Below are 12,036 nucleotides of genomic sequence, written 5' to 3'. Positions count from 1 at the left end.
CCATAGAGGCCTGAATGCAGGTCGCGGCTGGCTGCCTTGACGGTGACTTCCTCGCCGACCATGCCGCGTAGGGACACGCAGATCGACGGCGTCTCGCGGTTCCACATGCTGGTGTCGCAGACCAGCGCGAAATCCGCTTTCAGCTCGGCGGCGTTGGCCTCGAGAAAGGGCTTGAGCGACGGCGAGCCGGACTCTTCCTCGCCCTCGAACAGGATCGTGACGCGGCACGGCAGATTGCCGTGCACCTGCTTCCAGGCGCGGCAGGCCTCGACGAAGGTCATCAGCTGACCCTTGTCGTCCGCCGAGCCGCGCCCGGCGATCACCTTGCGTCCGGGCTGGACCTCCTTGATCGACGGCGCGAATGGATCCGTTTCCCACAGCTCGATCGGATCGACCGGCTGCACGTCGTAGTGGCCGTAGAACAGCACATGCGGCGCGCCGGCCGGTCCTTCGTGATGCGCCACCACCATCGGGTGGCCGGGCGTGTCGCGCACGCTGGCGTCGAAACCGATCAGCTTGAGCTCGGCCGCGAGCCATTCGGCGCCCTGGCGGCAATCGGCAGCAAAAGCCGGGTCGGTGGAGATCGACTTGATGCCGAGCAGGCCGAAAAGCCGCTCCAGGCTCTGATCGAGGTTCTGGTCGAGACGGTCAAGGACGGGGGAGAGTCTGGACATTTCTTCAGCCTTTCGATTCTGGCCCGACCCTAAAGGGGCGAGCAGAAAACGCAAAGCCGCGATCGTTGGACCACGCGTTCCGGCGTCGGTAACACGCGGGCTGGGAGACAAAAAAGAACCGCCGTGGTGGAGGGGGAACCACGGCGGTCTTTACTCGAAACGTTGCGGCAGCCCGGAGAGGGGGGATAGGCTGCCGCAGTTGCCCGGGATAGGCGGGGGACGGGCCTTACTCCGGACTTCGGCGAAAATTGCCGATGACAGCTATTTGGGTCTGTGAAAATGGCGATTCAAGGGCACGAAGATTACACTTTTGTAACATGCTCGTGAGCGGCTGAATTTTGTCCGAGGCCTGTCTGTCAGGGGTGTTGCCGGAACCGGCCGTTTGCGCAGCCTTTGGCATGGACCGCGAAGCTTGGCCGCGCTATCCCTGCCGGCATGAAAAAAGGCGATCATCTCTTTCTTGTCGACGGCTCCGGTTACATTTTCCGCGCCTACCACGCGCTGCCGCCGCTCAACCGCAAATCCGACGGCCTGCCCACCAGCGCCGTGCTCGGCTTCTGCAACATGGTATGGAAGCTGATGCAGGACGCCCGCAACACGAACGTAGGCATCGTGCCGACCCATTTCGCCGTCATCTTCGACTATTCGGCGAAGACCTTCCGCAGCGACCTTTATCCCGAATACAAGGCCAACCGCTCGGCGCCGCCGGAAGACCTGATCCCGCAATTCGGCCTGATCCGCCAGGCGACCGTGGCCTTCAACCTGCCCTGCATCGAGATGGAAGGTTTCGAGGCTGACGACATCATCGCCACCTATTGCCGCCTAGCCTGCGAGGTCGGCGCCGACACCACCATCATCTCCTCCGACAAGGACCTGATGCAATTGGTCGGCCCGACGGTCGGCATGTACGACCCGATGAAGGATCGCCAGATCGGCATTCCCGAGGTGATCGAGAAATGGGGCGTGCCGCCGGAAAAGATGATCGACCTGCAGGCGCTGACCGGCGACTCCGTCGACAACGTGCCCGGTGTGCCGGGCATCGGCCCGAAGACCGCGGCGCAACTTCTGGAGCAGTTCGGAGACCTTGACGGCCTGCTGGCGCGCGCCGGCGAGATCAAGCAGGAAAAGCGGCGCGAATCGATCATCGCCAATGCCGACAAGGCGCGCATCTCGCGCGAGCTGGTGACGTTGAAGAACGACGTGCCGCTGAAGGAGGGGCTGGACGACCTTGTGCTGCATGCCCCGGACGGGCCGAAGCTGATCGGCTTCCTGAAGACGATGGAATTCACCACGCTGACACGCCGCGTCGCAGAAGCGACTGCAACCGAGATCGGCGACGTCCAGGCTTCCACTGTCACCATCGAGCGCGCCGACACCGCACATGGTCCCGATATCGGCGCCGGCGCGCCGGCTGCCTCAAAACCGGCGGCGGCGCCGAACGGCGCCGCGAAGCCTGCAGCACCGGTCAGGCCCGAGGATGCCCCACCGCAGGGCGATACGCCTTCCCTGCTCTCGGCGCTGCGGCTGGAGCAGGCGACGGCGCGCAAGATCGATCCCTCGGCCTATGTCGCCATTCGCGATACGGCCGCGCTGAAGGCCTGGATCGCCGAAGCGAGGGAAGCCGGCATCCTTGCCTTCGACGCCGAGACCTCTTCGTCCGATCCGATGCAGGCCGACTTGATCGGCCTGTCGATGGCGATCGCGCCGGGCCGCGCCGCCTACATGCCGCTCGCCCACACGAGCGGCAATGGCGACCTGCTTGGCGGCGGCATGCTGGCGGACCAGGTCCCGGTCCGCGACGCGCTGGCTCTGCTCAAGCCCCTGCTCGAGGACCGGTCGGTCCTCAAGATCGTCCAGGACATGAAATACGACATCGTCGTGATGAGCCGGCATGGTATCGAGGTCGGCCCGTTCGACGACACGATGCTGATCTCCTACGTGCTCGACGCCGGCACATCCGGCGGGCACGACCTCGCCTCGCTGTCGGAGAAGTGGCTCGGCCATGCGCCGGGCACGAAGAGGGAGCTTGCCGGCTCGGGCAAGAGCGCGGTCGGCTTCGACCAGGTCGACATCGAGCGGGCGACCGCCTATGCCGGCGAGCAGGCCGATCTGGCGCTGCGGCTGTGGCAATTGCTGAAGCCGCGGCTCGCCGCCAAGGGTCTCGTCTCCGTCTATGAAAGGCTGGAGCGGCCGCTTGTGCCCGTGCTCGCCCGCATGGAGCAGCGCGGCATTTCGGTCGATCGCCAGATTCTCTCCAGGCTCTCGGGTGAGCTGGCGCAAGGCGCCGCCCGCGCCGAGGAAGAAATCTATGGGATCGTCGGCGAGCGCATCAACATCGGCTCGCCGAGGCAGCTCGGCGATATATTGTTCGGCAAGATGGGCCTCCCGGGCGGCTCCAAGACCAAGACCGGCCAGTGGTCGACCTCGGCGCAGCTGCTGGAAGATCTCGCCGCCGAAGGCCACGAGCTGCCGCGCAAGATCGTCGACTGGCGCCAGCTCACCAAGCTGAAATCGACCTATACAGACGCCTTGCCCGGCTTCATCAATCCCGGGACGAACCGCGTCCACACTTCCTATGCCCTGGCCGCGACGACAACCGGTCGTCTATCATCGTCCGATCCCAACCTGCAGAACATCCCGGTGCGCACCGCCGAAGGCCGCAAGATCAGGACCGCCTTCATCGCCGAAAAGGGGCACAAGCTGGTCTCGGCCGACTACAGCCAGATTGAATTGCGCGTGCTGGCCCATGTCGCCGAAATCCCGCAGCTCAAGCAGGCTTTTGCGGACGGCGCCGACATCCACGCCATCACCGCGTCCGAAATGTTCAACGTGCCGGTAGAAGGCATGCCTTCGGAAGTGCGGCGGCGTGCCAAGGCGATCAATTTCGGCATCATCTACGGCATCTCGGCCTTCGGTCTGGCGAACCAGCTGTCGATCCCGCGCGAGGAGGCGAGCGCCTACATCAAGCGCTATTTCGAGCGCTTCCCGGGCATCCGCGACTATATCGAGGAAACCAAGGCCTATGCGCGCGAATACGGCTTCGTCGAAACGATCTTCGGCCGCCGCATCCACTATCCGGAGATAAGGTCCTCCAACCCGTCGGTTCGCGCCTTCAACGAGCGCGCTTCGATCAATGCGAGGCTCCAGGGCACTGCGGCCGACATCATCCGCCGCGCCATGGTGCACATGGAAGAGGCGCTGGAGAAGGCGAAGCTGTCGGCCCGCATGCTCTTGCAGGTGCATGACGAGCTTATCTTCGAGACGGTGGAAGCAGAAGTCGAAGCGACAATTCCCGTGGTGCGCCGCGTGATGGAGAACGCGCCGATGCCGGCGGTCTCGATGTCGGTGCCGCTGCATGTCGATGCGCGGGCCGCCGACAACTGGGACGAGGCGCACTGATACCTTCGCCATCCTCGGGCTTGACCCGAGGATGACGACTCGAGGGCTAAGCCGCCTCAGCTCTACACTTCGCGCAAACCCCGCGAAACTCGATCACCGCCTTCTTGGCGGCGAAGCCGGTCGAGCGCACCCATTCGTCCAGCCGGTGGTCGACATCATGGTCGGACATTTCGGTTACCTGGCCGCAGCTGTCGCAGATGGCGAATGCGGTCATCGAATGACTGTGGTCGTGCGGCTCGGCGCAGGCGACGAAGGAGTTCAAGCTTTCGAGCCGGTGCACGAAGCCCGACTTCACCAGCGTGTCCAGCGCGCGGTAGACCTGCAGCGGCGCCCGGAACCCGCGCTCGCGCAGTTGGTCGAGCAGCATATAAGCGCTCAGCGGCCCGCTGGCGGCTTCGAGCTTCTCAAGCACCCACAGCTGGTTCTTGGTCAGCGCATCCCTTGCCGTCATCTTGTCTCCGGTCGTCGCGTCGTTTCGCGTGCCGACTGCGCACGCGAACGGCCTTTGGTCCATGAGATAGCGACGAACGCGCATCTTTGCCACTGTTTCCGCAGCTGGCGGCCCGGCGCGGGCCACTACTTGCGTGGCGGCCCCTTGCGCTCGGCGGAGGCCGCCCAAAGATTGATGTCGGCCTCGCGCGCATAGGTGTCGATCTCGGCAAGCTCGGCGTCGCTGAAGTCGAGCGCCTTGAGAGCGCCGACGCAATCCTCGACCTGTTCCGGCCGGCTGGCGCCGATCAGCGCCGTCGTCACGCGTCCTTTGCGCAGCACCCAGGCCAGCGCCATCTGCGCCAGCGTCTGGCCGCGCCGGCTAGCGATGGCGTTCAATGCCTTGATGTTGGTGACCGACTTATCGTTGATGAAGGCCGGACGCAGCGACTTGCCCTGGGATGCGCGGCTGCCTTCCGGGATGCCGCCGAGATATTTATCGGTCAACATGCCCTGCGCCAGCGGCGAGAACACGATCGAGCCGATGCCGAGCCCTTCCAGCGTATCGAGCAGCCCGTCTTCCTCGACCCAGCGGTTGAGCATGGAATAGCTCGGCTGGTGGATCAGGCAGGGCGTGCCGAGCCGCCGCAGGATGTCGGCCGCCTCGCGGGTGCGCTGCGAATTGTAGGAGGAGATGCCGGCATAGAGCGCCTTGCCCGAGCGCACCGCATGGTCGAGCGCGCTCATCGTTTCTTCCAGCGGCGTCTCGGGATCGAAACGGTGGGAATAGAAGATATCGACATAATCGAGCCCCATCCGCTTGAGGCTCTGGTCGAGGCTCGCGAGCACATATTTGCGGCTGCCCCATTCGCCGTAGGGGCCGGCCCACATCTCGTAGCCGGCCTTGGTCGAGATGATCAGCTCGTCACGATAGGCGGCGAAATCGGTGCGCAGGATCTCGCCAAAGGCGGTCTCGGCCGAGCCGGGCGGCGGGCCGTAATTGTTGGCGAGATCGAAATGCGTAATGCCGAGGTCGAAGGCCTTGCGCACGATCGCCTGCTTGGTCCTGTGCGGCGTGTCATTGCCGAAATTGTGCCACAGCCCGAGCGAGATGGCCGGCAGCTTGAGGCCGGACCGTCCGCAGCGGTTGTAGATCATCTTCTCGTAGCGATTCTCGGCGGCGACATAGGGCATAGGGAATCCTTGGGAGAGGCGGCCGGGATCGCCGCTAGGTGACTTGAATCGATGCTCGCCCCGCACCTTTACCCTCTCCCCGCCGAAACGGGGAGAGGGGTTGCCACCTACTTTTTCTTCGCCAGCAGCGCCTTCGCTTCCTTGATGCCGAGCGCCGCCGGCCGCTCGCATGTCGTCTGCATGGCGACGAACTTGCCGCTTTCGCCGGAGCGCAGGACGCCGGTCATGACATCGACGGCATGCAGCGCAAGCTCCATCGAGCAGCGGTGCGGCCGCCCTTCGCCGATCGCGATCGCCATGTCGGCAAGACCTGCCGTGCGGTAGTTGGCCATCATGCCTTGGCTGTGCATCTCATTGGGCACGCCGAACGGATGATCCCACTTGGGAAGCTTCTTCACCGGCTTGGTCGCATCGGTGAAGCGGACTTCGCCGCCGAAGAAATTCGGGTCCGGCACAAAGACGGTGCCCGCCTCGCCGTAGAGCTCCATCGGCGCATGGCCGTGGCTCCACACGTCCCACGAGGTGTTGAGTGTCACCACCGCGCCATTCGCAAATTCCAGCAGCGCATGGATGGTGGTCGGCGTGTTGACCGGGATTTTTTCGCCCGCGCGCGGTTTGGAGCTGATGGTGCGCTCCTTGGCCGGCGTCGCCGCGAAAGCCGCGACCTGCTTCACCGGCCCGATCAGCTGGATCAGGTTGGTGACATAGTACGGGCCGATGTCGAGCACCGGACCGGCGCCCGGCTGGAAGAAGAAGTCGGGATTGGGGTGCCAGTGTTCCATGCCATGGCCCATCACATGGCAGGTGCCGCTGGTGATCTTGCCAAGCTTGCCGCTGTCGATCAGATCGCGGGCCAGCTGATGCGCGCCGCCGAAAAACGTGTCGGGAGCCGAGCCGATGCGAAGCCCCTTCTTCTCCGCCCGCTTCTTGAGATCCAGTCCTTCCTTGACCGACAGCACGAAGGGCTTTTCCGAATAGACGTGCTTGCCAGCGTCGAGCACCGCCTTCGACACGTCATAGTGCACGGCCGGAATGGTGAGATTAACGACGATATCGATGTCGTCATCTTTGAGAAGGTCGTTGACCGTCTCGGCGCGAAGCTTGAACTCCTTCGCCCGCATCTTCGCCGCGTCCATGTTGATGTCCGCGCAGGCGCGCATCTCGATGCCGCGGAAGAGCGGCGCCAGCGAGAAATACGCCTTCGAGATGTTGCCGCAGCCGACGACGCCTACGCCAAGTTTGTTTGCCATGATGGTATGTCCTAGTAATTCTTGACGGATTGGATCGAGCGACGGGCGAAGCGCTCGATGTCGTTGGGGTTGTCCTGCTCCATGACGAAGTACTTCGTCGCGCTTTTCGCGCGCAACGCCTTGATCAGGCCGGCCCAGTCGATGGTGCCGTGGCCGACATCCGACCAGCCGTCCTCGTCCAGCCCCTCCCCCGGCTTCGCCATATCCTTGACGTGGACGGCACTGATGCGCTTGCCGTGCTTTTCGATCCAGGGCAGCGGATCGGCGCCGCCGCGCACCACCCAGGCGACGTCCATCTCCCAGCCGATGTCGGGCGCGGCGGACAGGATGTGCTCCTGCGGCAGCGAGCCGTCGACGAGCGGCTTGAACTCGAAATCATGGTTGTGCCAGGCAAAGCCGTAGCCGGCCTTCTTCGCGGTGTCGCCCACCTTGGCAAGCCGCTCGCCGAAGCCGCGCCAGCCGGCGCCATCGCCCGGCCGCGCATCGGGCATGAGGTAGGGGCAGATGAGCAGCGAGATGCCGAGCACATCGGCAATCCTGCGCACGCCGTCGAAATCCTTCTCCAGCGCATCGATCGAGAAATGCCCGGTCGGCATGGCGAGCCCGTTCTTGTCGAGCTCGGCGCGGAAAGCCTTGGGATCGTCATAGACGCCGCCGAAACCTTCGACTTCTTTGTAGCCCAGTTCGCCGAGCATTTTCAGCACGCCGTCCCATGGCTGGAAGTTGCGGGCACTGTAAAGTTGGAATGACCAGTTCATCTGTCTGTCCGTTCTGTTTGATGGTTCCGGGAGGTTGTGGTCTGGGAGGTTAAAGGCGACTGTCGGTCTCGGCGTCGAACAGCGAGGCGCGCGCCGGATCGAAGCCGATGCGGATCGCGTCGCCGCTGCGCAGCGTCTTGTCGGCTTCGACGCGGAAGGAGAGGATCTGGCCGCCGAGCTTCGTCCACACCAGCGTGTCGGAGCCCATCGGATCGACAATCTCGACAGTTGACTCGGCGGTGAACGGCATGGCCCTCGCCGCTTCGCCAAAAGCGATATGCTCCGGTCGGATGCCGAACACGCAGGGCTTGGCGGCGCGCCCGCCTTCGTTGTCGAACTGATAACGGCCGAGCGGCACCGAAACACCGTCGGCCTTGAACACCGGCGCGTCGCTTGCTTCCAGGTGCCCCTTGATAAAATTCATCGCCGGCGAGCCGAGGAAGCCGGCGACGAAGCGGTTGACCGGGCGATTGTAGATCGTCTGGGGCGCATCGAGCTGCTGGATGACGCCGCCCTTCATCACCGCGATACGGTCGGCCAGCGTCATCGCCTCGATCTGGTCGTGGGTGACGTAGATCATCGTGTTCTGCAGCCTGCGGTGCAAAAGCTTGATCTCGACGCGCAATTCCGACCGCAGCTTGGCGTCGAGGTTGGAGAGCGGCTCGTCGAACAGGAAGACGTCGACGTCGCGCACCAGTGCCCGCCCGATCGCCACGCGCTGCCGCTGGCCTCCGGAAAGCGCCGACGGCTTCCTCTGCAACAGCGGCTCGATCTGCAGGATCTCCGCCGCGCGCGCGATGCGTTTGGCGATCTCGTCCTTGGGCACGCCGGCGACGCGCAGGCCGAAGGAAAGGTTCTTCTCCACCGTCATCTGCGGGTAGAGGGCGTAGGACTGGAACACCATGCCGATGCCGCGATCCTTCGGCTCCTCCCAGGTGACATTCTTGCCCTTGATGAAGATGCGGCCCTCGGAGATGTCGAGCAGGCCGGCGATGCAGTTCAGCAAGGTCGACTTGCCGCAGCCGGATGGCCCGAGCAGCACGATGAACTCGCCCTCGGCTACGTCGAGATTGAGCGTCTTCAGCACCGACATGACGCCGAAATTCAGCGACAGGTCCTGGATCGAAACGCTGGGATTGGCGATCGCTGCTGCCATCATCATCCTTTCACCGCGCCGGCGGCGATGCCGCGCACGAAGAGCTTGCCGGAAACGAAGTAGACGATGAGCGGCACAAGGCCGGTCAGGATGGTTGCGGCCATGTTGACGTTGTACTCCTTCACGCCCTGTACCGAGTTGACGATGTTGTTGAGCTGCACCGTCATCGGATAGGTGTCGGGGCGGGTGTAGACGACGCCGAACAGGAAGTCGTTCCAGATGCCTGTCACCTGCAGGATGATGGCGACGACGAAGATCGGCAGCGACATCGGCAGCATGATGCGTAGATAGATGCCCCAGAAACCGGCGCCGTCGACGCGCGCGGCGCGGAACAGTTCCTCCGGCATGGACGTGAAATAGTTGCGGAACAGGAGCGTCAGGATTGGCATGCCGAAGATCGAATGCACGATCACCAAGCCGGTCAGCGTGCCGTAGATGCCGATCTCGCGCAGGATGATGACGATCGGGTAGATCATCACCTGATAGGGAATGAAGGCGCCGACGATCAGGATGATGAAGAAGGTGTCGGCGCCCTTGAAGCGCCAGTTGGCCAAGGCATAGCCGTTGACCGACGCGATCGCGATCGACAGCAGAACCGACGGCACGGTGATGCGCACCGAGTTCCAGAAGCCGCGCGACAGCCCGTCGCAATTGAGCCCGGTGCAGGCCTGCGACCACGCCTTGACCCACGGCTCGAAGGTGATCTCCAGCGGCGGCGAGAAGATGTTGCCGAGGCGGATTTCCGGCATGCCCTTCAGCGATGTGACGATCATCACGTAGAGGGGCAGCAGGTAATAGAGCGCCACGACGATCAGCGTGCCGTAGAGGAAGATGTTGCGGCGCGAGAGCACGTGCCGCGGCTTCGTTCCGCTCGGCCCCGATGCATCGCGCGACGCGACATCGCGCCGAAGAGCGTCACTGGACATGGAGGCAGCAGCTTCAGCCATGCTTCTTGCCTCCGAATTCGAGATAGGCCCATGGCACGATGACGATCACCACCGAGAGCAGCATCATCGTGGAGGCGGCAAAGCCCTGGCCGAGATTCTGGGCGAAGAACATGTAGTCGTAGACGTATTTCGCCGGCACTTCGGAGGCGATGCCCGGACCGCCGCTGGTCTGCGCCACCACAAGGTCGTAGACCTTGACGATGCCGGCGGCGATGATCACCAAGGTGGTGATAAAGACCGGCCGCATCATCGGGATGATGATGAAGACATAGGTCTTCCACATCGGTATGCCGTCAACCCGCGCGGCCTTCCAGATGTCCTCGTCGATGCCGCGCAGGCCGGCGAGCATCAGGCACATGATCAGTCCCGTGCCTTGCCAGAGCGCGGCGATCGAAATGCCGTAGATGACGATGCTGGAATTGTAGAGAGGATCGAAGCTGAAGCTCGTCCAGCCGAGGTCGCGCACGACGCGCTGGATGCCGAAATCGGGATTGAGCAGCCACTGCCAGACCAGCCCGGTGACGATGAAAGAAAGTGCGAAAGGATAGAGGAAGATCGTGCGGAACGTGTCCTCGAAGCGGATCTTCTGGTCGAGCAATGCCGCGAGGATGAAGCCGATCACCAGCGAGAACAACAGCGAGATCACGCCATAGATCAAAAGGTTCTCGATCGACACCAGCCAGCGCGGCGTCGCCCATAGCCGGTAATATTGGTCGAGGCCGACGAAGTTCAGCCGCGGCAAGAGCTTCGAATTGGTGAAGGAATAGAGCACCGTCCAGGCCGTGCCGCCGACGAAGACGACCAGCGCGGTCAGGATCATCGGGATCGATGCGACCTTGGCGTTGAGGTTGCGTAAAAGCTGGTTGGGGCGTTCGCTGTTGCTCATCTCGGCAGCCGGGCTCGGACAATGAGGACATCACGCTCCCGACCCCGGATAGGCGGGGGCCGGGAGCTGGCGGGGGCGCCGTTGATCAGTCGGCCGACGCGATGATGTCGGCGAAGCGCTTCTGCGCCTCTTCAAGCGTCATGTCGGGCTTGGCGAAGAATTCGGAGAACAGATCCTCCTTCTGCTTCTGGCTGTCCTGCGACAAGAGCTGGTCGGTCCACGGGATCACCGCGCCTTTGGCGAGGATGGCGAGGCCCTTCTTCATGCAGTCGTTCGCCGTGTTGAGGTCGACGTCGCCGCGCACCGGAAGCGAGCCCTTCTTGAGATTGAAGGCGACCTGGGTCTTCGGGTCGAGCAGCGTCTCGGCCAGAACTTCCTGAGCCTTGGCCTTGTCGGCATCCTTGAGCAGCGGGAAGTAGAACGCGTCGCCGCCCGTGGCGATGACCTCGTTCAGGCCGAGACCGGGCAGGCAGGTGTAGTCTTTGCCGGCGGTCTTGCCGGCGACCTGGAACTCGCCCTGCGCCCAGTCGCCCATGATCTGGCCGCCGGCCTTGCCGGTGATGACCAGATTGGTCGCCTGGTTCCAGTCCTGCACATTGGTGTTCTTGGCCATCTTACGGGCGTCGTCGGCGGCCTTGAACACCTTGGCGATTTCGGGACCGCCTGCGAATTTGGCGTCCTTGTCCCTGTAGACCTTGAGGAAGGCGTCGGTGCCGCCGACGGCGGCAAGCAGCACGTCGAAGGCGCCGGACGCCTGCCAGGGCTGCCCGCCGACGGCGAGCGGGATGATGCCGGCTTTTTCCAGCGCCGGCGCAGCCGCCACGAATTCATTCCAGTCCTTCGGCATTGGCACGCCGGCCTTCTGGAAGGCTTCGTTCGACAGCCACAGCCACTGCCAGGAATGGATGTTGACCGGCACGCAATAGATCTTGCCGCCGATGGTGCACGAGTCGAGCAGGCTCTTCGGCCGCACGATTTCCGTCCACTTTTCCTTGGTGGCGAGATCGGTGAGGTCGCGCATCAGCCCGGCCTGGACGAGCTCCTCCGCCTGCCGGCCGTGGTTGAACTGGGTGGCGCCCATCGGATCGCCGCCGGTGATGCGGCTGATCATGATCGGCCGCGCCGTGCCGCCGGAACCGGCGATGGCGCCGTCGACCCAGTGATTGCCGGTCGCGTCGAACGCCTTGGCCAGTTCGGCCACTGCCGCCGCCTCGCCGCCCGAAGTCCACCAATGGGTGACTTCGAGATCGGTCGCGGCCGCCGGTCCGGCGAAGTTCAGCGCGGCCGTCGCGGCGAACGCGGCGGTCAGGAATTTGTATCGCATTTCGGTTCCTCCCAGAATC

10 protein-coding genes are annotated in these 12,036 nt (G+C 63.8%); 1 reads left to right on the top strand and 9 read right to left on the bottom strand.

Going from position 1 to position 12,036, the window contains the following annotated elements:
* Positions 1 to 674 (bottom strand): M20/M25/M40 family metallo-hydrolase (locus tag EOA32_RS24425; protein WP_128373098.1); only part of this gene is annotated, 674 nt, incomplete at its 3' end.
* 435 nt (positions 675 to 1,109) lie between these two features.
* Here EOA32_RS24425 and polA point away from each other — a divergent pair.
* A complete protein-coding gene (gene polA / locus EOA32_RS24420) occupies positions 1,110 to 4,073 on the top strand; it encodes a DNA polymerase I (RefSeq protein WP_189407340.1) in 2,964 nt (987 codons plus the stop codon).
* A 46-nt stretch (positions 4,074 to 4,119) separates the two neighbouring features.
* On the opposite strand, the gene EOA32_RS24415 is transcribed toward polA, so the two are convergent.
* From EOA32_RS24415 to EOA32_RS24380, 8 genes are all read right to left on the bottom strand, one after another.
* Positions 4,120 to 4,524 carry a Fur family transcriptional regulator gene (locus tag EOA32_RS24415; RefSeq protein WP_095826879.1) on the bottom strand — a complete coding sequence of 135 codons (405 nt, stop codon included), beginning with the start codon at positions 4,522 to 4,524 and terminating at the stop codon, positions 4,120 to 4,122.
* A 125-nt stretch (positions 4,525 to 4,649) separates the two neighbouring features.
* The gene (gene mgrA / locus EOA32_RS24410; protein ID WP_095783545.1) at positions 4,650 to 5,696 is read right to left on the bottom strand and encodes an L-glyceraldehyde 3-phosphate reductase; all 1,047 of its coding nucleotides are present in this window, start codon (positions 5,694 to 5,696) and stop codon (positions 4,650 to 4,652) included.
* Positions 5,697 to 5,803: 107 nt separating this feature from the next.
* Entirely contained in the window at positions 5,804 to 6,946 is a 1,143-nt protein-coding gene (locus EOA32_RS24405; protein WP_095783546.1) for a Gfo/Idh/MocA family oxidoreductase, read from the bottom strand.
* Between the two features lie 11 nt (positions 6,947 to 6,957).
* Positions 6,958 to 7,704, bottom strand: a complete 747-nt coding sequence (locus EOA32_RS24400; RefSeq protein WP_095826804.1) for a sugar phosphate isomerase/epimerase — start codon at positions 7,702 to 7,704, stop codon at positions 6,958 to 6,960.
* Between the two features lie 49 nt (positions 7,705 to 7,753).
* Positions 7,754 to 8,863 (bottom strand): ABC transporter ATP-binding protein, encoded by a 1,110-nt coding sequence (locus tag EOA32_RS24395; RefSeq protein ID WP_176478014.1) that lies wholly within the window; start codon positions 8,861 to 8,863, stop codon positions 7,754 to 7,756.
* Positions 8,863 to 9,786, bottom strand: a complete 924-nt coding sequence (locus EOA32_RS24390; RefSeq protein ID WP_245499368.1) for a carbohydrate ABC transporter permease — start codon at positions 9,784 to 9,786, stop codon at positions 8,863 to 8,865. The genes EOA32_RS24395 and EOA32_RS24390 overlap by 1 nt, the downstream gene beginning before the upstream one ends.
* 13 nt (positions 9,787 to 9,799) lie before the next feature.
* Positions 9,800 to 10,693 carry a sugar ABC transporter permease gene (locus EOA32_RS24385; RefSeq protein WP_128373095.1) on the bottom strand — a complete coding sequence of 298 codons (894 nt, stop codon included), beginning with the start codon at positions 10,691 to 10,693 and terminating at the stop codon, positions 9,800 to 9,802.
* 85 nt (positions 10,694 to 10,778) lie between these two features.
* On the bottom strand, positions 10,779 to 12,017 hold the full coding sequence (locus EOA32_RS24380; protein ID WP_067318935.1) for an ABC transporter substrate-binding protein: 1,239 nt from the start codon (positions 12,015 to 12,017) through the stop codon (positions 10,779 to 10,781).
* Positions 12,018 to 12,036 lie beyond the last annotated feature (19 nt).

This window comes from Mesorhizobium sp. M1A.F.Ca.ET.072.01.1.1, from assembly GCF_004023325.1.
In the GTDB taxonomy this organism is placed as follows: Bacteria; Pseudomonadota; Alphaproteobacteria; order Rhizobiales; family Rhizobiaceae; genus Mesorhizobium.
This window is presented reverse-complemented; position numbering and strand designations above follow the sequence as displayed.

Excerpts from the sequence above, each read along its gene's own strand:
- polA (WP_189407340.1), top strand. The coding sequence starts at position 1,110 with ATGAAAAAAGGCGATCATCTCTTTCTTGTCGACGGCTCCGGTTACATT.
- EOA32_RS24415 (WP_095826879.1), bottom strand. The coding sequence starts at position 4,524 with ATGACGGCAAGGGATGCGCTGACCAAGAACCAGCTGTGGGTGCTTGAG.
- mgrA (WP_095783545.1), bottom strand. The coding sequence starts at position 5,696 with ATGCCCTATGTCGCCGCCGAGAATCGCTACGAGAAGATGATCTACAAC.
- EOA32_RS24405 (WP_095783546.1), bottom strand. The coding sequence starts at position 6,946 with ATGGCAAACAAACTTGGCGTAGGCGTCGTCGGCTGCGGCAACATCTCG.
- EOA32_RS24400 (WP_095826804.1), bottom strand. The coding sequence starts at position 7,704 with ATGAACTGGTCATTCCAACTTTACAGTGCCCGCAACTTCCAGCCATGG.
- EOA32_RS24395 (WP_176478014.1), bottom strand. The coding sequence starts at position 8,863 with ATGATGGCAGCAGCGATCGCCAATCCCAGCGTTTCGATCCAGGACCTG.
- EOA32_RS24390 (WP_245499368.1), bottom strand. The coding sequence starts at position 9,786 with ATGTCCAGTGACGCTCTTCGGCGCGATGTCGCGTCGCGCGATGCATCG.
- EOA32_RS24385 (WP_128373095.1), bottom strand. The coding sequence starts at position 10,693 with ATGAGCAACAGCGAACGCCCCAACCAGCTTTTACGCAACCTCAACGCC.
- EOA32_RS24380 (WP_067318935.1), bottom strand. The coding sequence starts at position 12,017 with ATGCGATACAAATTCCTGACCGCCGCGTTCGCCGCGACGGCCGCGCTG.